Source organism: Micromonospora cabrerizensis, assembly GCF_022230955.1.
GTDB lineage: Bacteria > Actinomycetota > Actinomycetes > Mycobacteriales > Micromonosporaceae > Micromonospora > Micromonospora cabrerizensis.
The window spans coordinates 43,557-64,108 of sequence record NZ_JAKKFI010000090.1 but is presented as its reverse complement, the minus strand read 5'-3'; the positions used below and the strand labels follow the sequence as shown (position 1 = coordinate 64,108).

The following is a 20,552-nucleotide window of genomic DNA, read 5'->3' as shown; positions in this document are numbered from 1 at the left end:
TGACTCGTTTACCGGAAACCCGAAGGACCCGTCACGTCTGCGTGACAGTGGCGAGCCGGGGCGCGCGCCCGTCGCCGGCTGGCCGTACCGTCACAGGGTGACCGAGACGGCCAATGCGCGGAAGATCGCCTTCGCCACCTTCGTCCGGCGCGCCCTGGACGAGGCGCGGGCGACCCGAGCCTGGAGTGGCACCGAGGTGTCCCGACGCACCGGTGTCTCCCGGCAGACCATCAACCGGTGGGTCCGGGGTGACTGGGCCAGCGACCCGGAGGCCGAACGCGTGGTCGCCTTCTGCGAGGGCCTGGGGTTGAATCCGGCCGCCGCCTTCGCCGCGCTCGGTTGGGACCGCACCGCGGCCGGCCCCCGCACGGGTCAACCCGCCCCTCCGATGGACCCCGACGTCGAGGCGCTGTTGCGCCGCCTGGTCGACCCCAACGTGTCGGACGCGGAGAAGTTCCACATCCGGGAAACCATTAGATACCTCGCTTATCGCCCAACGTTGCCGGTCGATGTCCGAAAAAGGGGCAATCGGGCAGGGTAGTTCCTCAGATAGCGAAAGAACGCCTGGTCAGGTTCATTCGTTTGCCTCCGGGGCTGGAACGGGCACGCTAGCGTCCCTATTCGTACTGCTTGGGCTCGTCATCGGCGGGGGGACGGGACAAGGCCGAACCTAGCCCTGCGGGACAGAAGGAGGGGTCTGTCCATGACCCTGAAGTGGTTGGCAGTCGTGGTCGCGACGGTGTCGATAACACTGTGGGCGACCGGCAACGCGGTGACCCTCGCGGTCGAGGGCGGGCAGCTTCCGCTGCTCGTCAATCTCTTTGCGCTCATCACCGCCGGCACCGCGGTCGTCCTGGCCGTCGTCGCCGAGCTGCACGAGCGTCTCGACAACCGGATCAGCGCCCTCACCGAGTTTCTGGTGGCACGGCTCAACGAGATCGAGAACCACACCGGTGATCGCAACACCGGGTTCGTGGAGGGCTACCTGTTGAGCCATGGCCAGGAGGCGGCGGTCGTGCCGTTCGGCCGGCGCGGACGAGGAGCCGCCGAACGCTGATCTCGTACTGCCGAACGGGTCCGCTCGGCCAGGAATGAGCCCCCCTCGCCGGGGTACGCTGACGCGCGTGCCGCCGTTGAATCTGGGCAATCAGCAGCCAAGAACCCCGTTGAACGCCGACCAGGCCTGGCGGACCACCGCCAGCCGGGCGGCCGGGACCGTGCTCTTCTTCGACTTCGACGGCACGCTCGCGCCCGTCGACGACGATCCGACCGCGGTGCGACCGGCCCCCACAGCGCTGGCCGCGATCGAGGCCTTGGCCCCGATCGTGCAGCGGGTCGCGATCGTCTCCGCACGGCCCGTCGAGTTCCTCCGGGATCAGCTCGGCGGGCTCACCGGTGTGGACCTCTACGGCCTCTACGGGCTGGAGCACAGCCATTCCGGCGGGGAGACCGTCACCGAGCCGGCCGCGCTGCCCTGGGTGCCGACCATGGCGGAGCTGGCCGACCAGGCCCGGGCGGAGCTGCCACCCGGCACGCTCGTCGAGTACAAGCGGCTCTCCGTGGCGTTGCACTGGCGTACCGCCCCGCAGCTCGGCGCCACCGTGCAGCAGTGGGGGCAGGCACAGGCCGACCGGCTGGGGCTGCGGGTGCAGGCCGGGCGGATGGTGCTGGAGCTCAAGCCTCCGGTCGACCGGGACAAGGGCATGGTCATCGGCGAGGCGATCAAGGGCGCCACCGGCGCCTGGTATTTCGGCGACGACGTCTCGGACATCAAGGCCTTCGCCGCGCTGCGCGCCCGTGCCGCCGCCGACCCGGACTTCCTCGGTGTCTGCGTGGCCGTGGCCAACCCGGAGACCGGTCAGGAGGTGGCGAACGCCGCCGACCTGACGATCGAGTCCCCGGCGGCCCTGGGTGACTTCCTCACCCGGGCACTGACCCACCTTCCGTGACCGGTCGGGGCGGCGACAGTTTCTGTCGCCGCCCGTTCAGACGCCGTAGCGGCGTTGTCTGGTGGCGTACGAGCGCAGGGCCCGCAGGAAGTCGATGTGCCGGAAATCCGGCCAGTTGAGCTCACAGAAGTAGAACTCCGAGTGCGCGGACTGCCAGAGCATGAAGCCGGACAGTCGCTGCTCGCCGCTCGTGCGGATGACCAGGTCGGGGTCGGGCTGGCCACGGGTGTAGAGGTGCTCGGCGATGTGCTCGACGTCCAGCACCTCGGCCAGCTCCTCCAGCGTGCCGCCGGTGGCCGCGTGCTCCAGCAGCAGCGAGCGGACCGCGTCGGTGATCTCCCGGCGACCGCCGTACCCCACCGCGATGTTGACCTCCGCGCCGCCGGTGCGCTCGCGGGTGCGCTCCTCGGCGCCCTTGAGCGCCGCCGCGGTCTGCGCCGGCAGCAGGTCGAGAGCCCCGACGATGCGCAGCCGCCAGGGGTTGCCCTCCTCCGCCAGCTCCACCACCAGGTCCTCAATGATCTTGAGGAGTGGGTCCAGCTCACTGGCCGGACGACGCAGGTTGTCGGTGGCCAGCAGATAGAGGGTGACGTGCCCGACGCCCGCCTGGTCACACCAGCCGAGCACATGCTTGATCTTCGCCGCGCCAACCCGGTGCCCGTCGTTCGGGTCGACGAAGCCCATTTCTCTCGCCCATCGGCGGTTGCCGTCGCACATCACCCCGACATGTCGGGGCACCGGCTTACCCGCGAGCTTCGCCGTGAGCCGGCGCTCGTAGACGGAGTAGATAAGGTTCCGCAGCGTCATCACCTAGCAGCGTAGCGACCCTTCGACCAGATCACTGCCTCGGAGCCCCATCCCCGCCGGGCAGACCGATGCCGATCATCGCCAGCGTGCGAGCGGTGAGGCGCCCGTCACCCAGCCCCAGCTCGACCACGTCGTAGAACACCCGGTCGTCCCGGCGGGCGGCCCGGACCGCCGCGTCCACCACCCGGCCCCGCCGGGCCAACCACGCCGCGACCGAGCTGTGCCGCAGGTGGGTGCCGAGGCGGCGGCGCAACCCCTGGGCGTAGCGGCGGGCGGCCGCGTCGGGCGCCTGGGCCGCTGCCGCACCCGCCAGCGCACCGGAGAGCAGCGCGTAGAAGATGCCCTCCCCGGTGAACGGATTGATCAGCGACATCGCGTCGCCGGCCAGCAGCGTGCGCCCCTGACCCGGTGACGGCCGGTGGGTGGACAGCGGCAGGTGGTGGGCGCGCAACGCGGTCACCGCCGCCAGGTCGGTGCCGGGCAGCAGCGCGGCCAGCCGGTCCAGCAGGTACGTCCGGCTCAACGGCTCACCGCGCAGCACCTCCCCGTACCCGACGTTGGCCCGCCCGTCACCGATCGGGAACGACCAGGCGTACGCCGGCCAGCGGGCTTTCGAGGTGACGATGAGCTGCTCGGACGGACCGGGCAGCGCCGGGGCGTACCCCCGGATGGCCAGCGCCAGGTGCCGGTCGGGATTCTGCGGGTGGCCCAGCGCCCGACGGACCACCGACCCGGCGCCGTCCGCGCCCACCACCACCCGGCCGGACAACTCGCCGTCGAGCACCACCCGGTCGGCGCGCGCTTCGACCTGGCGCACGGTGTGCCGGCGCAGCTGGGCGCCGGCCGCCACGGCGGCCGCCACCAGACGCGCGTCGAAGACCTTCCGAGGCACGGTGTACGCGGGTCGGGGCAGCGCCCGAGCCACGGCGCCGCCACCCGGCGCGATCATCCGCAGCGCGGGCAGCGGGGCGTACCCGGCCACCGCCTCGGTCACCCCCAGCTCGGCGAGCACGTCCACCGAATGAGCGGCGATCCCGTCGCCACACGCCTTGTCCCGGGGAAAGTCGGCCCGGTCCAGCAGCAGCACGCTGGCACCCGCCCGCCGCGCACTCAGCGCCGCGGCGGCACCGGCCGGCCCCGCTCCCACCACCACCACGTCGAACTCGTCGCTCACCGCGCCTCCCTCCGACCAACGCGGCGCGGCCGTGCCCGTTCCCGCACCGCCCCGACGATCCACCCGCGCCGCACACGCCGACCGTTGTGACCGACGCCACCCGCCATCCTGCCCCCTGCCCGCCCGTGCGGGCCGCACCCGCATGGCGCTGACTTCCTGCCCTGGGAACGCGAACGCCTCCAGCGGCAGGCGCGAGCAGTCCAGGCGTGGCCAAAGGAAGGCCGCTCGTGCCGAGAGCATCAGCGCGCGGAGTCTGGCCCACCTGTCCAACAGCCTGTAGACCTGCCCCGAATGTGGGGCATCGGGCAGAGCCCTGGGCGGCGTGGACACGGACGCGGGAGCGGAGCGGGAGCAGAGCGGGAGCAGAGCGGGAGGGAGCGGAGCGGGAGCGGGCGCGGGAGCGGGAGCGGGAGCGACTTCAGCGCGGGTCGCCCCATATCTGGGGCAGCTCTACAGCGGCTGTCACTACCTGGTCAGAGCTGAGGGATGGCGGCCAGCCGGGCGCGGGATGGCGCCGCCGTCAGGCCGGCGCGCCGTCGTCAGGCCGGCGCGCCGTCGTCAGGCCGGCGCGCCGCCGTCAGGCCGGCGTTTCGTCGTCGGCGCGGGACGCGCGGCGCAGACCGTAGAGGGCGAGCCCAGCCGCGGCGAGCAGCGGGCCGCCGTCGCGGACCAGACCGTCCACGCCCAGCAGCCACCAGCACAGCGGCAGGTCCACAGCGAGTACGGCCACCGTGACGACGACGAGCAGGCCACGCGCCCAGTCCTTGCCCCGCATCAGGAACGCGGTGCAGAACAGCACCGCGTAGCTGGCGGCGATGCCCGCGCCGAACCAGAGCAGTACGGCCGGCACCGCGGTCAGCCGCCCGTCCAGGATGGAACCCCCGGCCACCAGGGCCGGCACCAGCATCAACGGGCTGTAGGTGAACGCCGCCACCCGGCTGGTCAACAGCCAGGCGCTGGTCTGCGGTCGGCGCGGAGGGGTCTCCCGCCAGGAGATGCCGGCCCGGTCGATGACGAGCCGGGGCCGGTGCCGAACCAGGTGCCCGGCCAACGCCGACGAGCGGTAGAGCAGCCAGACCACCGTGGCGCAGAGCGCGGTGAGCACGGCGAAGCCGAGCAGGCCGGGCAGCGGCGGCACTCCCTGCCGGGGCACGATGAGCCGGCCGACGGCGAAGATCGTGGTGACCGCGAGGATCAGCCCGAACGGACGGGCCACCGTGCGGCCCTTCCGGACGTGCCCGATCAGCAGCAGGAAACCGAACGAGCGCAGCATGGCCCAGCCGGTGCGTACGGCCAGCCCAAAGCCCTGCTCCGGGGCGTACCACCAGTTGAGCAGCTCGACCACGACGGTGGCCCCCGCCGTCGTCGCAAGCAGGATGGTGAGCACCCGGACGGCGGACGGCCGCCGGACCTGGGTCTCGGCGGCCGTCCTCATGGGAACCGTTGTTGCCCGCAGGGGGCGTTCTTCACACCTACCGCTATCGCTGCGGCTGTGCGGCGTCGAGGCGCGCGCGCAGCGCGTCCAGCTCGGCCCAGAGCACGCCGGGCAGCTTGTCACCGAACTTCTCGAACCACTCGGTGATCATCGGCAGCTCGTTGCGCCACTCGTCCGGGTCGACCTTCAGGGCGATCCGAACGTCCTCCGGGGTCATGTCCAGGCCCTCGACGTCCAGCGCGTCCGGTGCGGGAACCATGCCCACCGGCGTCTCGACAGCGTCGGCCGTGCCCTCGATCCGCTCGACGACCCACTTGAGCACCCGGGAGTTCTCCCCGAAGCCCGGCCAGAGGAAGGAGCCCTCCGGGTCCTTACGGAACCAGTTGACGTAGTAGATCTTCGGCAGCTTGGCCTCGTCGCCGTCGGTGCCCTTGCCCATCTCGATCCAGTGCCGGAAGTAGTCCCCGGCGTTGTAGCCGATGAACGGCAGCATCGCCATCGGGTCCCGCCGGACCACGCCGACGGCGCCGGACGCGGCAGCGGTGGTCTCCGAGGAGAGCGTGGCACCCATGTAGACGCCGTGCACCCAGTCGCGGGCCTCGGTCACCAGCGGGATGGTGTCCTTGCGGCGGCCACCGAAGAGGATCGCGTCGATCGGCACGCCGTTCGGGTCGAAGTACTCGTCGGCGAGGATCGGGCACTGGGTGATCGGGGTGCAGAACCGGCTGTTCGCGTGCGAGGAGAGGCCCTCGCTCTCCGGCGTCCAGTCGTTGCCCTTCCAGTCGATCAGGTGCGCCGGCGGCTCCCCCATGCCCTCCCACCAGACGTCACCGTCGTCGGTGAGGCCGACGTTGGTGAAGACGGAGTTGCCCCGGTCCAGCGTGCGCATGGCGTTGGCGTTGGTCTTCCAGTCGGTGCCGGGCGCGACACCGAACAGCCCGTACTCCGGGTTGACCGCGTAGAGGCGGCCGTCCGGGCCGAACCGCATCCAGGCGATGTCGTCGCCGATCGTCTCGACCTTCCAACCCGGGATGGTCGGCTCGACCATGGCCAGGTTGGTCTTGCCGCAGGCCGAGGGGAACGCGCCGGCGATGTGGTGGACCTTGCCCTCCGGCGAGGTGATCTTGAGGATCAGCATGTGCTCGGCGAGCCAGCCCTCGTCCCGGCCCATCACGCTGGCGATCCGCAGGGAGTAGCACTTCTTGCCGAGCAGCGAGTTACCGCCGTAACCCGAGCCGTACGACCAGATCTCCCGGGTCTCCGGGAAGTGCGAGATGTACTTGGTCTCGTTGCACGGCCAGGCGACGTCCTGCTGACCCGGGGCGAGCGGGGCGCCGATCGAGTGCAGCGCGTGCACGAAGTCCGCGTCGTCACCCATCGCCTCGAGAACCCGGCTGCCCATCCGCGTCATGATCCGCATCGAGGCGACCACGTACGGGCTGTCGGTGATCTCGACGCCGAACATCGGGGACTCGGCCTCGACCGGGCCCATGACGAACGGGATGACGTACATCGTGCGACCGCGCATGGAGCCGCGGTAGAGATCGGTCATCGTCCGCTTCATCTCCGGCGGCGCCATCCAGTTGTTGGTGGGGCCGGCGTCCGCCTCGTCGACGGAGCAGATGTAGGTGCGTTCCTCGACCCGGGCGACATCCGTCGGATCGGTACGCGCGTAGAACGAGTTGGGCTTCTTCTCCGGGTTGAGCCGGATGAGCGTTCCGGCCTCGACCAGCTCGTCGGTGAGGCGGCGCCACTCCTCGTCGGACCCGTCCACCCAGACGACACGGTCGGGGGTGGTCAGTTCCGCGACCTCACGGACCCAGGCGAGCAGTTTCGGATGGGACGTCGGGGCCTGATCGATACCCCGCACAACAGCCGGAGCAACCATGACACATCTCCTTGTGGTCGACGCTGACCGATCTATGGGATGCACGAGACTCAGCGGCGCGATGCGTCGCCTTCGTGGAAACCTGGGATTGGCCTCAGCGTAAACCGGGCAGCCTTCCGAGTCAGTGGGACTTGTTGTGAAGAACTGCACAAGGTACGGCCACGCTGCGGCATCACGAGCTGATACCCGCTTTCCCGCGCAGTTTCACGCAAATCTTGTTGTGCACCCCGGCGGACGCTTGTTGCGGTCGGGCCGTGGACCTGCCCCGCCGACCGGTGCGTGGATTCCCGTTCCGGGCCGCGTCAGTCCTCCCAATTGGTTACGCTGCGTTCAACGGTTTCGCACAGGGTGATGGGCTCCTCCGAGCGACCACGCCCGCTCGCCGTTGCTACCCCTCTGACTGGTCGACAGCCGGTAGGCTGCCCTGCGTGGCCGCCACGATGACCGGGGAGCAACCGGGACCCCGGCAGACCCGACGGGGTCTGGTCGGCAAACTGCTGGACCGCTTCGGTCACCTCCTCCGCGAGATGAGCAAGTTCGCCACCGTGGGTGGGCTCGCCTTCCTCGTCGACTTCGCGCTCTTCAACTACCTGTTGAGTCAGCACGACGTCGAACAGGTGACGGCGAAGACGATCTCCACAGTGATCGCGGCCTCCGTGGCCTTCGTGGGCAACCGGTTCTGGACCTGGCGGCACCGCCAGCGCAACAACGCGGCCCGCGAGTATGGGCTCTTCTTCTTCTTCAACGCGGTCGGTCTCGGCATCACGGTGGCCTGCCTCGCGCTCAGCCACTACGGGCTGGGAGCCATCTGGCCAGCGGTGTTCCAGACGCGCCTGGCGGACAACCTCGCCAGCTACATCGTCGGCACCGGGTTCGCCACGCTGTTCCGATTCTGGTCGTACCGGCGGTTCGTCTTCGTCGAAGCGGGAACCCCGACCGTTCCGCAGGTGAAGCCCGAGCGTGACCACAGAGCGTGACCTGCCGCCCACCTCGTTCGGCCGGTGATCGCCGGCCTCACCGACTGCCCTAAGGTGTTTCGTATGCGTCTTGTCCGTCTGCTGCCTGAGCGCTGGCAGAAGTTCATCCACGAGGCGCTCAAGTTCGGCATCGTCGGCGGCATCAACACCGTCATCAATTACGCGGTGTTCAATGCCCTTGCACTGACCGTTTTCGTCAATGGTCAGTTGAAGGCGACCGTGATCGCGACCATCGTCGCCACGATCACGTCGTACCTCATGAATCGGCACTGGACGTACCGGGATCGCCCGAAATCGGCACTTCGTCGGGAATACCTCCTTTTCTTCCTGTTCAACGGGGCCGGCCTGCTCATTGAGCTTGGCGCCGTGGCGGCGGCCAAGTACGGCCTCGGCGTCCACGGCCTGCTGGCACTGAACGTGGCCAAGACCGTCGGTGTCCTGCTGGCCACGCTGTTCCGCTTCTGGTCCTACCGGACGTTCGTCTTCCAACCCGTCGCACCGGTCGAGGAGGAGGCGAAGCCCGACTCCACCTGGCACAGCATCCCGCGCGACGAGTGGGACACCATGGCGGAGATGGACCCGGTCGCCGAGCTCGCCGAGTCCGTGTCCGAGCTGGAGGAAGCGGACTCCGAGCGGCGCGACCTACCGCCCGGCACACCCACCCAGGGTCGGCCCACGCGGCTCAGTGTCAGCCCCGCCGCCGACCTGGACGCGGAACTCGCCGCGGAACTGCAGGTCGGCACCCGCCGCTCGCCCCGCCGGTGACGACACCCGCCGAACGCTCCGGCACCGGACAACCCGCCGAGCTGTTCTTCGAGGATCTCGTCCCGGGGCTCACCGTCGATCTCGGCGTGGTCACCGTGGACGGCGACGAGATGGTCGCCTTCGCCCGTCGCTTCGACCCGCAGTGGTACCACGTCGATCCCGACCTGGCCGGAGAGAGCCGGCACGGCGGGTTGATCGCGAGCGGTTTCTACACGGTCAGCCTGTTCATGCGCGCGTACGTCGACCACCTGCTGTCCCGGGCTGCCGCGGACGCCTCCCCCGGCCTGGAGGAGCTGCGCTGGCTCGCTCCGGTGCGCGCCGGGGACCGGCTCGCCGTCCGGGTCGACGTGATGGGTGCCCGGCCGTCGACCGCCCGCCCCGGGCTCGGCACCGTCAGCCTCACCGGCACCATGCTCCGCCTCGGCCCCGACGACCGGCCCGAGCAGGAGGTGCTGCGGACCCGCTTCCGCGGCTGGTTCGCCGCCCGACCGAGCGAGACCGACCCCGCCAGCCCGGCCGACTCAGCCAGCCCAGCTGACTCCACCAGCCCGGCCGACTCCACCAGCCCAGCCGACTCAGCGAGCCCGGCCGACTCGGCCAACCGGGCCGACTCAACCGGTGCTGACCGGGCCGACGGGCCAACCGGCGTCAAGCAGTCCGCGAGCGCACCGGCCGAGACCAGTCCGGCCGGAAACAAGCCGGCCGAGACCAGCCCGGCCAGAACCAGCCCGGACGGGCCCGAACAGCGCGCCTGACGCCTGCTCCGACTCCGACCGGAGCGGGCGTCAACCGATGCGGACGATCAGGTCGTGGTGTCGCGCAGCGGCTTGCCCTCGCGCATGTCGGCGAGGATGTCGCGCATCTCCCCGTCACCCAGCGAGTGCTTGTCGTGCTGTGCCTCGACCAGCTCGTACAGGGTGGTCTGCACCCGACCGACCCCCGGCACGTCGGCGAGCACCGACTGGCCGCGTTCGCCGGCCGACTCGATGGTCAGCGTGCCGCAGCCGAGCAGCCGCTCGAAGAAGTGCTGGTTCATCGAGTGGTCGTTGATCCGGGTGAGTGGGAGGTCCCGCCGGTCCCGGGAGAAGACGCCCTGCTGGAGCAGCACGCGCTCGTTGGTGAACAGGTAGTGGGTGGTACGCCAGACCAGGAACGGCCACAGACCGAGCCAGAGCACCGCGACCAGGGCGATCACCCCGATCACGGCGATCGCGATCGAACCGCCGCTGCTCTCGGGCAGCAGCAGCACACCGACCACCACCGCGGCGATGGCGAGCACCAGCACCACGATCGGCCGGATCAGTGCCTTCCAGTGCGGATGCAGGTGCAGCACGACGTGCTCGTCCTTGGTGAGCACGTCTTCTGGGAACGCCACGGGAACCTCCAACGCCTTCTTCTCGACGCGCAGACGGTAAACCCCCCAGGGCCCACCACAACATCCGCCACGCGGCCCCACCCCGCTCTTCGCGATCTTGCACGCTCGGGTCGCCCGCCCTGCGGCTCACGCCCGTCGGGCCGCGAGGTCGCGAGAGGTGGATCAGCGCAGGTGCAGGACGTCGCCAGCGGCCAGGGTGCGGGTGGCCGTCGGGGTGGTCACCTGAAGCTGGCCGTCCCGGTCAACTCCGGTGGCGGTGCCGGTGAGGACCTCCCCGTCGGGGAGCAGGACGCGCACCTCACGACCGACCGTCGCGCAGGCCGCCAGGTACGCGTCGCGCAGGCCGCTGGCCACCGCGTCGCCGCCCGCCGAGCGCCAACGGTCGTACCACTCGGCCACCGCGCGCAGCAGGGCCCGCAGCAGCGGGTCCCGGTCGGTGGCCGTCGCGCCGGCCAGCTGGAGCGAGGTGGCCGGCAGCCCGGTCGGGTTGACGGGCAGCTCGTCGGCGCGCAGCGTCACGTTCAGCCCGACGCCGAGCACGATGGCCGACGGTTCGTCCGGTGAGCGACCCGGCACCACCTCGGCCAACACGCCCGCGCACTTCGCGTCGTCGATGAGCAGGTCGTTGGGCCACTTGAGGGCGGCCTCCAGCTCGGCCAACCGGGCCACCGCCTCCACCAGCGCCACGCCGGCCAGCAACGGCAGCCACCCGTACGCCGTGGGTGGCACCGGCAGCCAGCCGCGGTCCGGCACGGCCTCGCCGGGCCGCAGCAGCACGCTGGTGGCGATGCCGGCGCGCGCCGGCGACTGCCAGACCCGACCGCGCCGACCGCGCCCGGCGGTCTGCTGTTCGGCGACGACGACCAGGCCCTCGGGCTCGCCGGCCCGGGCGGCCTCGGCCACGTCGGCGTTGGTCGAACCGGTCTCGGCGCGCAGCTCCAGCCGGGCCCACGGCCCGTTGGGCGCGACCAACGCGCGGCTCAGCCGGGCCGCCGACAGCGGCGGGCGATCCAGATTGGTGTACGGGGAGCCCGACATTCCGCCAGCCTACGACGATCCCCGCAGCGGTACTGAGGCGTACTGCACAGCGGCGCCGACCTGAACCATCGTTATATTCCCTGGGTGACTACCGAGACCGGGACCAACATCCACAGCACTGCCGGCAAGCTGGCGGACCTGGAGCGCCGGGTCGACGAGGCGGTGCACGCCGGGTCGGCCCGCGCGGTCGAGAAGCAGCACGCGCGCGGCAAGAAGACCGCCCGCGAGCGGATCGAGATGCTGCTCGACGAGGGCTCCTTCGTCGAACTCGACGAGTTGGCCCGGCACCGGTCCACGGCCTTCGGGCTGGAGAAGAACCGCCCGTACGGCGACGGCGTGGTCACCGGCTACGGCACCGTGGACGGCCGGCAGGTGTGCGTCTTCGCCCAGGACTTCACGGTCTTCGGTGGCTCGCTCGGTGAGGTCTTCGGCCAGAAGATCGTCAAGGTGATGGACCTGGCCATGAAGATCGGTTGCCCGGTGGTCGGCATCAACGACTCCGGTGGCGCACGCATCCAGGAAGGTGTGGTCTCGCTGGGCCTCTACGGTGAGATCTTCTTCCGCAACGTGCGGGCCTCCGGCGTCATCCCGCAGATCTCCCTGGTGATGGGGCCCTGCGCCGGCGGCGCGGTCTACTCCCCGGCGGTCACCGACTTCACCGTGATGGTCGACCAGACCTCGCACATGTTCATCACCGGCCCCGACGTGATCAAGACGGTGACCGGCGAGGACGTCGGCATGGAGGAGTTGGGCGGGGCGCGCACGCACAACTCCCGCAGCGGCAACGCGCACTACCTCGCCAGCGACGAGGAGGACGCGGTCGACTACGTCAAGGCACTGCTGTCGTACCTGCCGTCGAACAACCTGGACGAGCCGGTGGTCCTCGAGGCTCCCGCCGACCTGGCGGTCAGCGACGAGGACCGGGCACTGGACACGCTGATCCCGGACTCGGCCAACCAGCCGTACGACATGCACACGGTGATCGAGCACGTCCTCGACGACGGGGAGTTCCTGGAGGTCCAGCCGCTCTACGCGCAGAACATCGTGGTCGGCTACGGCCGGGTCGAGGGGCGGCCGGTGGGCGTGGTGGCCAACCAGCCGATGCACTTCGCCGGCACCCTGGACATCGCCGCCTCGGAGAAGGCCGCCCGGTTCGTGCGCACCTGCGACGCGTTCAACATCCCGGTGCTGACCTTCGTGGACGTGCCCGGTTTCCTGCCCGGCACCGGCCAGGAGTGGGACGGCATCATCCGCAGGGGCGCCAAGCTCATCTACGCGTACGCCGAGGCGACCGTCCCCAAGGTCACCGTGATCACCCGCAAGGCGTACGGCGGGGCGTACGACGTGATGGGTTCCAAGCACCTCGGCGCGGACCTGAACTTCGCGTGGCCGACCGCCCAGATCGCCGTGATGGGCGCGCAGGGCGCGGTGAACATCCTCTACCGCTCCGAGCTGGCCGGCGCTGACGACCCGGCGGCGGTCCGGGCCGAGAAGATCGCCGAGTACGAGGACACCCTGGCCAACCCGTACGTGGCAGCCGAGCGCGGCTACATCGACTCGGTGATCCCGCCGCACGAGACGCGCACCCAGATCGTCCGGGCGCTGCGCGTCCTGCGTACCAAGCGGGAGACCCTGCCTCCCAAGAAGCACGGCAACATCCCGCTCTGACCTCGCCGGCCTCGGGCTCGGCGCGCTTGATCCGCGCAACTTCAGGGATAGTGCTGCCTCCGGGTGCCGGGAGGCACCAACAACCCTGATGTTGTGCGGATCATGGCCCCTGGGAGTGCAGGTCATCGCGCCCCGGGGTGCGGATCGAACGCCTCGGGCGGGGTCAGCAGGCCGGGTTGGCGGCGACGCACATCCGGCGGGCGGCGACCTCTGCCAGGCGGCGCAGTTCCGGCTCGGTGCCGGTCTGTCCCAGACTGAGCACTGTGATCAGGTCACCCACCCGGACCACGGCCGTGCTGGTCGGCCGGGGAACGTTGCCGATGGCCTTGCCGGTCTTCTGATCGCGGGCCCCGGAGACGGTGTAGCGCACCATGGCGGCCTCATCACCGGCGAAGCCCCGTTGGACCACCTCCCAGCTGTGCATCGCCTCCCCCGTACCCGTCGCTCCCGCTATCTCGTAGGGCCCGACGCTGCGCCACTGAGCGCAGGGGGCCAGCAGTCGGTCGAGGTCGGCGAAGAACGACGCCCCCAATTCCGGCGACACCCGGTACAGGTCCTGATGCAGCAGCATGTCGCGGGAGGTGAGGTCGACGCCGTCGGGACGTTCCCGCAGCAGGGTCTGCGAACGCGACCAGCGGGACAGCTGCCAGTCGGGTGTCATCCCCTGACTCTTCCGGCAGTAGCCCAGCATGGCCGAGACCAGGACCGGCGCTTCCAGCGTCGACTCGCTGAGCTGTACCTGCGCCGGCTGCGTCAGGTCGGTCGGTCGTACCAGCGAGTCGACGGCGATCTCCCCACGGGCGGATGCCGAAGGGGGGGATGTGGCCGCTACGGGAGGCGGTGTCGGCCCGCTACCGACCGAGGTCACGGCGAGGGCCGAAACGCCCGCGAGTGTCAGCACAACCGTCGCCGCCACGATCCGGCGCTGACTGCGGCGACGGGCTCGGGCACGGATCTCTTGCGGCTCCGGCCAGCGCACGTCGCGCAGGTCCCGCTGGATCTGTTCGACGAAGGTCGGGTCGTCACGCATCGGTGGCCTCCTCCAGGTCAGAGACGGCAAGCAGGCCGGCGAGCGCGACGCGCCCCCGGGAAAGTCGAGCCTTGACCGTGCCCACCGGGGCAGCGGTCTCCCGTGCCACCTCGGCGACCGGCATGCCGACCAGGTAGTACAGGGCGATGGCGACGCGTTGCTCCTCGGGCAGCCGACGCAGCGCCGCGACCACCTCGACGGTGTCCGTGCCCGGGCCGGGGACGCTTTCGGTGGCACCGTGCCGCAGATAGGCGCGGGCCCGGCTGCGCAGGCTGCGCCACCGGCTGACCGCGATCCGGCTGGCCACGACCCGCACCCACGCCTCCGGGTCGTCGTACGCACTGATGGTCGACCAGCGCTGCCACGCCCGGATGTACGCCTCCTGCACGGCGTCCTGCGCCTCGCCCCGATCGCCGGTGAGGGCGTAGACGAACCCCAGCAGTCGTTGCCGACTTCCCCGGTAGAACTCGTCGAACCCGTCGACGTCCGGCACCCGCTACCTCCCCGTGTCGGTCGCAGGGAACACGCACCGGACACGGTCCTCGGTTGCCGCGGTCAGGCGATCATCTTCTCCAGCTCGACGAGCGGGAACGCGCCCGCCGCGATCCGCTCCCGGACCGCCCGCCGTACGGCCCTCTGGACGGCGACGTTGACCGGCGTCGCCACGTCGTGCAGCCGGCCCAGCAACGCGATCTCCCCGTTGAGGTGGTCGACCTCGGTCGAGCCAGTGCCCCGGGCCAGGCTCTGCCAGGTGGAGCCACCCGAGCGGGCCTCGCCGTCGACCGGGCGCTGCCCCACCAGGTCGCCGCGCTCGGCCTTCTCCTCCTCCGGCGAGGTGTGCGCGATCCCGGCGGCGGCGAGCGCGGTGACACCTTCGGCGCGTACCCGCTCGACCAACGATTCCGGGATGCTCTGTCCGAGCAACGCCTGGAGGCCGTTGCCGAGGTTGCTCAACAGCTTGCCGTACTTCCAGCGCAGCACGTCCGCGCGCACCGGTGCGACGAAACCGGCGGCGCCCAGATCCGCGGCGATCGCCCGGTCGGTGTCGTCGGCGCCGCCCGGGTAGCGGCCGATGTGGAGCATCCCGGGGTGCGGGTGACCGTTGGCGACAACGACGCCCGGGTCCAGGTGGGTGGCCGGCAACCAGACGCAGACCGGGTGCACGTCGGTGAAGAGGCGCAGCGCCGCCCGCTCGTTCGCCACCCCGTTCTGGGCGGTCACCAGCGGCAGCCGCTCGCCCGCCGTACCGCCGCCCGCCACCGGCGCGTCCACCCAGGCGGCCAGCGCACCGGCGGTGTCCTGCGACTTGACGGTGAGGACCAGCACCGTGTCCGCCGGTAGTGGCCGGTCGTCGGGGCCGTCCACGGCGGCGAGCCGGGCGGTGACCTCGCCGTCGGGCTGCCGCAGGGTCAGACCTCGCGCGCGAATCGCGTCCAGGTGAGCGCCCCGGGCCACCAGTGTCACGTCCCGGCCGGCCTCGGCGAGCCGTACGCCGATGGTCCCGCCGACAGCACCCGCGCCAATGATCACGTACCGCATGACCCCATTCTGCCCGCCGCAGCCCCCTCCGCCGCAGCCCTCTCCGCCGTCGATCATGGAGTTGTGGTGCCCGGCTGCGGCGGGATTGCGGCTTTTGCAACCCACCACAACTCCTTGATCGACCCAGGCGGGGGTGGGGCGAGGGGCGGGGCGGGGTGGGGGTGGGGGTTAGAGCGTTAGATCTGCGTTGGTCAGGATTGGGCCGGTCAGCAGGAGGGCGCCGGTTATCAGGGCGGCCAGGTTGACCAGGGCGAAGACCGTCACCCAGAAGAACGCCGGGAACGGGGTCAGCCCGGCGAGCTGGTCGGCGTCGGAGGCGGGCATCCGGCCGCGTGACCGCAGCCGTTGCAGCTCCACGACCGGCCGCAGCCCACCGAGCAGCAGAAACCACACCCCGGCGTACGCGAACGCGGCCTGCACCTGCGGGGTGGCGTACCAGGAGACGGCGAACACCAGCGCGCCGGTGACCAGCAGCGACACCACGCCGAAGGCGTTGCGGATCATGACGAGCATGGCGAGCAGCAGCGCCACCGCGACCCAGAGCAGGAGGGTGATCCGGTTGCCTCCGAGCAGCCAGGCACCGGCCAATCCGACCAGCGGCGGGGCGACGTACCCGGCGAGCAGGGTGAGGATCATGCCGGGGCCGGTGGGGCGTCCGGCGGAGAGCGTCAGCCCCGAGGTGTCCGAGTGCAGTCGGATACCGCGCAGCTTGCGGCCGGTGAGCAGGGCGACGAGCGCGTGCCCACCCTCGTGGGCGATGGTGATGGCGTTACGGGCGATCCGCCAGGGCAGTCGGGTCGAGACCACCACCAGCGCGACGGCCGCGGTGATCAGCACCAGCAGCGGGGGCGGGTCCGGCTGCGCGCCGAACAGCGTGTCCCACAGGTCGCCCAGCCCGTCGATCGACATCATGGGGCGCGAGCCTACCGGCGGCGTTCCGTGTCGCTCCCGGAGCACCGGCTCGCAGTGCCTGAGACGGATCGGGTGGCCATGAAGGCAGAGGTGATTACAGATGGGTTCGTTGTCCTTGGAACACCACGTCGGGCTCTGGACCGAGGCCGACTACTTCGCCCTGGGTGAGACGCCGGACCGGATCGAGCTGCTCGACGGGAGCCTGCTTCTGAGCCCGGTCCCGAGTAAGCGCCACCAGTTGGTATCGCGCCGGCTGGCCGACCAGGTCGAGCGCGCGGCCGACGGCCTCGCCGTCTTGGGAGCGGTCAACGTGCGGCTCGGGGTGGATCGGATCGTCATCCCCGATGTGGTTGTCGCGGACACCGACGACCAGGTGGCGAAGCCCGGCGAGACGCTGACCCTGGTGGAGCCTTTTCGCTGGCAGCTCGACCCGGCCACGCTGCGCTGAACCGCCCTCTCCACGACCACGGGACCTCCACGAGCCGCTGATGAAGCTTTTTTCTGCTCGCCTTGCGATCTAGGGCACTTACCTTCAAAGATGGTTGTCGATAGAACCACGTCCTTGGAGGCACTCATGGCCCGTACCCGATCATCGCTGCGCCGCGCACTCGCGGCCAGCCTCACCGTCCTCGCCACCGCGGCGGCGGCCCTGGTCGCGACCGCCGGACCGGCGGCCGCCGCCACCACACCCGGGATCGACGTGTCCCGCTACCAGGGCAGCATCAACTGGACCAGCGTCCGCAACGCGGGGATCCAGTTCGCCTTCATCAAGGCGACCGAGGGCACCAGCTACAAGGACCCGAACTTCAACGCGAACTACGTCAACTCGTACAACGCCGGGGTGATCCGCGGGGCGTACCACTTCGCCCGGCCGAACATCTCCGCCGGCTCCACCCAGGCCAACTACCTGGCCTCCAACGGTGGCGCCTGGTCGGCGGACAGCCGCACCCTGCCGGCGGCGCTGGACATCGAGGCCAACCCGTACGCCGGCGGCTACTGCTACGGGCTCAGCACGACCGGAATGCGCAACTGGGTGCAGGACTTCCTGAACACCTACCGCTCCCGCACCGGCCGGTACGCGGTCATCTACACCACCACGAGCTGGTGGAACCAGTGCACCGGCAGCTGGACCGGCCCGTGGGCGAACCACCCGCTCTGGCTGGCCCGCTGGTCGAGCACGCCGGGCGCTCTGCCGGCCGGTGCGCCGGTGTGGAGCTTCTGGCAGTACACCAGCACGGGCGTCGTCTCGGGGATCAGCGGCAACGTGGACCGCAACTACTGGAACGGCGACCGGAGCCGCCTGATCGCACTGGCCAACAACACCTGATCGTGCCGTTGGCGGCAGCGGGATCGACGGTCACCATCACGGTCGACAATCGGTCCGGCTGCCGCCACACATCGGCTGCGGGTCAGGCCCGCCGTCGGCTCAACGCCGGCACCACGGTCTCCTCACGAGACAGCGCGCCCCTGCGGGTGAGCCGCCAGGCAGCCACCCCGAAACCGGCAACGATCACGACGCCGAGCAGTGCGATGAGCGCCGGAATCCCCATGGTGACCAGCAGCAGAATCGCGTCGCCGAGCGCGACGAGCATCCACAGTGCCAGCCGAGGCCGGGTGTCCCTCCGTCGGTAACCCATGTCGTGCCTCCCCTCCGTCGTCGAAGGTCAATTACCCAGGACGACGCAAGGTCATGCGAATCAGTTTCAGTCCTGGCGGTCGGGCACGAAACCCTTGGCGATGCGGTCGAAGTTCGGCAGGTTGGCCTGCCAGTCCTTCTCCGCGATCTCCCACCGCAGGGCGTAGCCGCGGTTGCTGGCCGTCACGAACCCGCGGTTGCGGACGTGGATCCGCTGCCCGTCGCGGGTCTCCAGCCACTCCCAGTCGCCGCAGGTCTTCCAGAAGTCACAGCCGACGATGCCGAGGTTCTGGTAGTTCTTGACGCGGCTCGCGCGGTTCGGCTCCTGCTCCCGCCAGTCCGCGACGGCATCTTTCTTCGGGGAGTTGGTCCACTGGATGAGCAGCTTGCCCGGCCCGTTGGACTGGTTGAAGATGACCGTGTCGCCACCGACCTGACTCCGCACCCACCCGTCGGGGATCGGCAGCGCGAAGCCGGCCGGGTCCCGGTGGAGCTTCCAGCCAGCCGGCAGCGCGTTCGGGTCCACCGAGGGCGTGGCCGACGGCGTCGGACTCGGGGCACCCGTGGTGGGCGGTGGCACGGCCGGAGCGGTGGTCGGCGGTGGTGCGGACGTCGCGGCGGCCCCGGTCGGGTTGGCCGCCGGGGTCTTCTCGTCGTCACCCTTGCTGAGCAGCGGCACGATCACCACGAGGCCGACCAGCAGCAGCGCAACCAGGGCCCCGATGAGCACGTTACGTCGGGTGTTGTTCGGCTTCGTACCGCCGTACGTCGGCACCGCCGCGCGACCGGCCGGGCTCAGCGGGGGCATGAGCGACGTCGGCGTCGTCGGTTTGCGCTGTTCCGGAGCCACCGGCGGGCCGTCGACGACGGTCGGCTCTTCGTCCGGGTTGGTCGTGCCGTCGCCGGTGTTCGTCGTACCGTCGCCGGTCGTGTCGCTCGTGGCCGCGACCTTCGCGGTCGGGTCGGCGTCGGACGGGCGGTCGATCGTCGCGGTCGGCTCGGCCGGCGCCGCGCCGGTCGGGCCGGAGGCCTCCACACCGGACGGCACGACGGTCGTCGGCGTCGCGTCGGCGGCGGAGGTCGCAGCGGCAGCCGAGGTCGCGGCGGCGGCCGGCGGCGCTGACACCGGCCGGTCGACACTCTCGGCCGGTCGCGGTGCCGGCACCACCGGCAGGCGCGGCTCGCGCGGGCCGTTCGGCCCCGGCCGGCGTACGCCATCGAGCAGCGAGATTCCGCGCGCCCGCTTGCCCCCGGCGCGGCGCAGCAACCGCTCCGCCACCTCGGCGGTGATCCGCTCGTTCGGGTCCTTGCGCAGCAGCCCGTTGAGCACGGCCTTGAGCGGGCCGGCGTTCCTCGGCGGCGGGATCGGCTCGGTGGCCAACGCGGCCAGAGTGCCGATCGCCGACGGCCGAGCGTAGGGCGACTTGCCCTCGACGGCCGCGTACAGCGTCGCGCCCAGCGACCACAGGTCGGCCTCCGGCCCGGCGGTGCCGTCACGGGCACGCTCCGGGGAGATGTACGCCGGTGAGCCGAGAACCATGCCGGTGCGGGTCACGTTGGGGTCACCCGGAATCGTGGCGAGACCGAAATCGGTCAACACCACCCGGCCGTCCTCGCCGAGCAACACGTTGCCCGGCTTGACGTCGCGGTGCATGACACCCGCCTTGTGTGCGGCGCTCAGGGCACCCAGCACACCGAGGCCGATCTCCACCGTGCGGGCCACCGACACCGGGCCGTCCTCGGCGAGAGTGTCCTGCAACGACCTCGACGCCACGTACTCCATGACGATCCACGGATCGCCATCGGTGCGCAGCACGTCGAAGATGCGGACGACGTTGGCGTGGTTGAGCCGGGCGATGGCCCGGGCCTCCCGCAACGAGCGCTCGCGCATCTCGCGGCGCTCCTCGTCGGTGAGACCGGGCGGCGGCACCAACTCCTTGATGGCGACGTCCCGGTGCAGCACCTCGTCGCGCGCCTTCCACACCCGGCCCATGCCGCCCTGGCCGAGCGGCGACAGAAGCCGGTATCGGTCAGCGACAAGTTGGGGAAGCGCGTTCGACATCGGTGAGACGGTACCCGGACCGGCCGACGCTCACACCGCCGGCACGCCACTGTCCGCTTCCCGCACCTTCGCGCCGCGTACCCTGGCGTCATGTCTGCCGAAGAGCCGCTGATCCGGGTCGTCCGCGGCGTGCCCACCGCCGAGGAACTGGCCGCCCTCGTGGGGGCGATCGTCGTCCGCTCCCGCCCGGCCGCGGCCCCCGCCCCGGCGAGCACCTCCGCCTGGGCGCGCAGTGGCCGACCGGTCGGCTCCGGCGGGTGGCGCGCCGCCGGCCTGCCCCGCTGACCCGACCCACCG

At 70.9% G+C, this 20,552-nt stretch carries 21 protein-coding genes and 1 pseudogene; 10 read left to right on the top strand and 12 right to left on the bottom strand.

Translation table 11 applies throughout. The features are described from left to right. The first annotated feature begins 97 nt into the window (after positions 1-97). From LADH09A_RS24600 to otsB, 3 genes are all read left to right on the top strand, one after another. Positions 98-541, top strand: coding sequence for an XRE family transcriptional regulator (locus LADH09A_RS24600; protein WP_238647854.1), 444 nt, complete (start codon positions 98-100; stop codon positions 539-541). Positions 542-703: 162 nt separating this feature from the next. After that, positions 704-1,057 carry a hypothetical protein gene (locus LADH09A_RS24595; RefSeq protein WP_238647853.1) on the top strand — a complete coding sequence of 118 codons (354 nt, stop codon included), beginning with the start codon at positions 704-706 and terminating at the stop codon, positions 1,055-1,057. A 67-nt stretch (positions 1,058-1,124) separates the two neighbouring features. Continuing rightward, positions 1,125-1,949 carry a trehalose-phosphatase gene (gene otsB / locus LADH09A_RS24590; RefSeq protein ID WP_238647852.1) on the top strand — a complete coding sequence of 275 codons (825 nt, stop codon included), beginning with the start codon at positions 1,125-1,127 and terminating at the stop codon, positions 1,947-1,949. A 36-nt stretch (positions 1,950-1,985) separates the two neighbouring features. Here the strand turns inward: otsB and LADH09A_RS24585 are convergent, their stop codons facing one another. The 4 genes from LADH09A_RS24585 to LADH09A_RS24570 form a co-directional block, all read right to left on the bottom strand. Next, positions 1,986-2,756: an isoprenyl transferase gene (locus LADH09A_RS24585; RefSeq protein WP_238647851.1), complete on the bottom strand. Its 771-nt coding sequence runs from the start codon at positions 2,754-2,756 to the stop codon at positions 1,986-1,988. Positions 2,757-2,787: 31 nt separating this feature from the next. After that, positions 2,788-3,930 carry an NAD(P)/FAD-dependent oxidoreductase gene (locus LADH09A_RS24580; RefSeq protein WP_238647849.1) on the bottom strand — a complete coding sequence of 381 codons (1,143 nt, stop codon included), beginning with the start codon at positions 3,928-3,930 and terminating at the stop codon, positions 2,788-2,790. A gap of 577 nt (positions 3,931-4,507) precedes the next feature. Next, positions 4,508-5,365, bottom strand: a complete 858-nt coding sequence (locus tag LADH09A_RS24575; RefSeq protein WP_238647848.1) for a hypothetical protein — start codon at positions 5,363-5,365, stop codon at positions 4,508-4,510. A gap of 43 nt (positions 5,366-5,408) precedes the next feature. Beyond that, positions 5,409-7,253 (bottom strand): phosphoenolpyruvate carboxykinase (GTP), encoded by a 1,845-nt coding sequence (locus LADH09A_RS24570; protein WP_238647847.1) that lies wholly within the window; start codon positions 7,251-7,253, stop codon positions 5,409-5,411. A gap of 136 nt (positions 7,254-7,389) precedes the next feature. On the opposite strand from LADH09A_RS24570, the pseudogene LADH09A_RS32140 reads away from it, so the two are divergent. The 3 genes and pseudogenes from LADH09A_RS32140 (at position 7,390) to LADH09A_RS24555 (ending at position 9,750) form a co-directional block, all read left to right on the top strand. Further along, positions 7,390-8,230: pseudogene (locus tag LADH09A_RS32140) on the top strand (GtrA family protein). A 63-nt stretch (positions 8,231-8,293) separates the two neighbouring features. After that, positions 8,294-8,995, top strand: a complete 702-nt coding sequence (locus LADH09A_RS24560) for a GtrA family protein (RefSeq protein ID WP_238647876.1) — start codon at positions 8,294-8,296, stop codon at positions 8,993-8,995. Then, positions 8,992-9,750, top strand: a complete 759-nt coding sequence (locus LADH09A_RS24555; RefSeq protein WP_238647845.1) for a MaoC/PaaZ C-terminal domain-containing protein — start codon at positions 8,992-8,994, stop codon at positions 9,748-9,750. The genes LADH09A_RS24560 and LADH09A_RS24555 overlap by 4 nt, the downstream gene beginning before the upstream one ends. 47 nt (positions 9,751-9,797) lie before the next feature. Here LADH09A_RS24555 and LADH09A_RS24550 read toward each other — a convergent pair whose 3' ends face one another. After that, the gene (locus LADH09A_RS24550; RefSeq protein WP_088946200.1) at positions 9,798-10,370 is read right to left on the bottom strand and encodes a PH domain-containing protein; all 573 of its coding nucleotides are present in this window, start codon (positions 10,368-10,370) and stop codon (positions 9,798-9,800) included. Positions 10,371-10,532: 162 nt separating this feature from the next. Then, positions 10,533-11,408, bottom strand: coding sequence for a biotin--[acetyl-CoA-carboxylase] ligase (locus LADH09A_RS24545; RefSeq protein ID WP_238647844.1), 876 nt, complete (start codon positions 11,406-11,408; stop codon positions 10,533-10,535). An 84-nt stretch (positions 11,409-11,492) separates the two neighbouring features. Between LADH09A_RS24545 and LADH09A_RS24540 the strand changes: the two genes are divergently transcribed. Beyond that, positions 11,493-13,076, top strand: a complete 1,584-nt coding sequence (locus LADH09A_RS24540) for an acyl-CoA carboxylase subunit beta (RefSeq protein ID WP_238647842.1) — start codon at positions 11,493-11,495, stop codon at positions 13,074-13,076. A 163-nt stretch (positions 13,077-13,239) separates the two neighbouring features. Here the strand turns inward: LADH09A_RS24540 and LADH09A_RS24535 are convergent, their stop codons facing one another. The 4 genes from LADH09A_RS24535 to LADH09A_RS24520 all read right to left on the bottom strand — a co-directional run bounded on the left by LADH09A_RS24535 (position 13,240) and on the right by LADH09A_RS24520 (position 16,557). After that, the gene (locus LADH09A_RS24535; RefSeq protein WP_238647840.1) at positions 13,240-14,106 is read right to left on the bottom strand and encodes a hypothetical protein; all 867 of its coding nucleotides are present in this window, start codon (positions 14,104-14,106) and stop codon (positions 13,240-13,242) included. Then, the gene (locus LADH09A_RS24530) at positions 14,099-14,599 is read right to left on the bottom strand and encodes a SigE family RNA polymerase sigma factor (RefSeq protein ID WP_238647838.1); all 501 of its coding nucleotides are present in this window, start codon (positions 14,597-14,599) and stop codon (positions 14,099-14,101) included. The genes LADH09A_RS24535 and LADH09A_RS24530 overlap by 8 nt, the downstream gene beginning before the upstream one ends. A gap of 62 nt (positions 14,600-14,661) precedes the next feature. Next, positions 14,662-15,645 (bottom strand): ketopantoate reductase family protein, encoded by a 984-nt coding sequence (locus LADH09A_RS24525; RefSeq protein ID WP_238647837.1) that lies wholly within the window; start codon positions 15,643-15,645, stop codon positions 14,662-14,664. Positions 15,646-15,813: 168 nt separating this feature from the next. Further along, a complete protein-coding gene (locus LADH09A_RS24520) occupies positions 15,814-16,557 on the bottom strand; it encodes a M50 family metallopeptidase (protein ID WP_238647835.1) in 744 nt (247 codons plus the stop codon). 100 nt (positions 16,558-16,657) lie between these two features. Between LADH09A_RS24520 and LADH09A_RS24515 the strand changes: the two genes are divergently transcribed. Both LADH09A_RS24515 and LADH09A_RS24510 read left to right on the top strand, forming a co-directional pair. Next, a complete protein-coding gene (locus LADH09A_RS24515; RefSeq protein ID WP_238647833.1) occupies positions 16,658-17,005 on the top strand; it encodes a Uma2 family endonuclease in 348 nt (115 codons plus the stop codon). Between the two features lie 126 nt (positions 17,006-17,131). Continuing rightward, positions 17,132-17,884: a GH25 family lysozyme gene (locus tag LADH09A_RS24510; RefSeq protein WP_238647832.1), complete on the top strand. Its 753-nt coding sequence runs from the start codon at positions 17,132-17,134 to the stop codon at positions 17,882-17,884. An 82-nt stretch (positions 17,885-17,966) separates the two neighbouring features. Here the strand turns inward: LADH09A_RS24510 and LADH09A_RS24505 are convergent, their stop codons facing one another. Then, the gene (locus LADH09A_RS24505) at positions 17,967-18,194 is read right to left on the bottom strand and encodes a hypothetical protein (protein WP_238647831.1); all 228 of its coding nucleotides are present in this window, start codon (positions 18,192-18,194) and stop codon (positions 17,967-17,969) included. A gap of 66 nt (positions 18,195-18,260) precedes the next feature. Next, positions 18,261-20,255 (bottom strand): serine/threonine-protein kinase, encoded by a 1,995-nt coding sequence (locus tag LADH09A_RS24500; protein WP_238647829.1) that lies wholly within the window; start codon positions 20,253-20,255, stop codon positions 18,261-18,263. Positions 20,256-20,345: 90 nt separating this feature from the next. Here LADH09A_RS24500 and LADH09A_RS24495 point away from each other — a divergent pair, with 90 nt between their 5' ends. Next, positions 20,346-20,540, top strand: coding sequence for an acyl-CoA carboxylase subunit epsilon (locus LADH09A_RS24495; protein ID WP_238647826.1), 195 nt, complete (start codon positions 20,346-20,348; stop codon positions 20,538-20,540). Positions 20,541-20,552: the final 12 nt, after the last annotated feature.

Coding starts and splice junctions, on each gene's coding strand:
- LADH09A_RS24595 (WP_238647853.1), top strand. CDS start 704: ATGACCCTGAAGTGGTTGGCAGTCGTGGTCGCGACGGTGTCGATAACA.
- LADH09A_RS24585 (WP_238647851.1), bottom strand. CDS start 2,756: ATGACGCTGCGGAACCTTATCTACTCCGTCTACGAGCGCCGGCTCACG.
- LADH09A_RS24575 (WP_238647848.1), bottom strand. CDS start 5,365: ATGAGGACGGCCGCCGAGACCCAGGTCCGGCGGCCGTCCGCCGTCCGG.
- LADH09A_RS24570 (WP_238647847.1), bottom strand. CDS start 7,253: ATGGTTGCTCCGGCTGTTGTGCGGGGTATCGATCAGGCCCCGACGTCC.
- LADH09A_RS24560 (WP_238647876.1), top strand. CDS start 8,294: ATGCGTCTTGTCCGTCTGCTGCCTGAGCGCTGGCAGAAGTTCATCCAC.
- LADH09A_RS24545 (WP_238647844.1), bottom strand. CDS start 11,408: ATGTCGGGCTCCCCGTACACCAATCTGGATCGCCCGCCGCTGTCGGCG.
- LADH09A_RS24535 (WP_238647840.1), bottom strand. CDS start 14,106: ATGCGTGACGACCCGACCTTCGTCGAACAGATCCAGCGGGACCTGCGC.
- LADH09A_RS24525 (WP_238647837.1), bottom strand. CDS start 15,645: ATGCGGTACGTGATCATTGGCGCGGGTGCTGTCGGCGGGACCATCGGC.
- LADH09A_RS24520 (WP_238647835.1), bottom strand. CDS start 16,557: ATGATGTCGATCGACGGGCTGGGCGACCTGTGGGACACGCTGTTCGGC.
- LADH09A_RS24515 (WP_238647833.1), top strand. CDS start 16,658: ATGGGTTCGTTGTCCTTGGAACACCACGTCGGGCTCTGGACCGAGGCC.
- LADH09A_RS24510 (WP_238647832.1), top strand. CDS start 17,132: ATGGCCCGTACCCGATCATCGCTGCGCCGCGCACTCGCGGCCAGCCTC.
- LADH09A_RS24505 (WP_238647831.1), bottom strand. CDS start 18,194: ATGGGTTACCGACGGAGGGACACCCGGCCTCGGCTGGCACTGTGGATG.
- LADH09A_RS24500 (WP_238647829.1), bottom strand. CDS start 20,255: ATGTCGAACGCGCTTCCCCAACTTGTCGCTGACCGATACCGGCTTCTG.
- LADH09A_RS24495 (WP_238647826.1), top strand. CDS start 20,346: ATGTCTGCCGAAGAGCCGCTGATCCGGGTCGTCCGCGGCGTGCCCACC.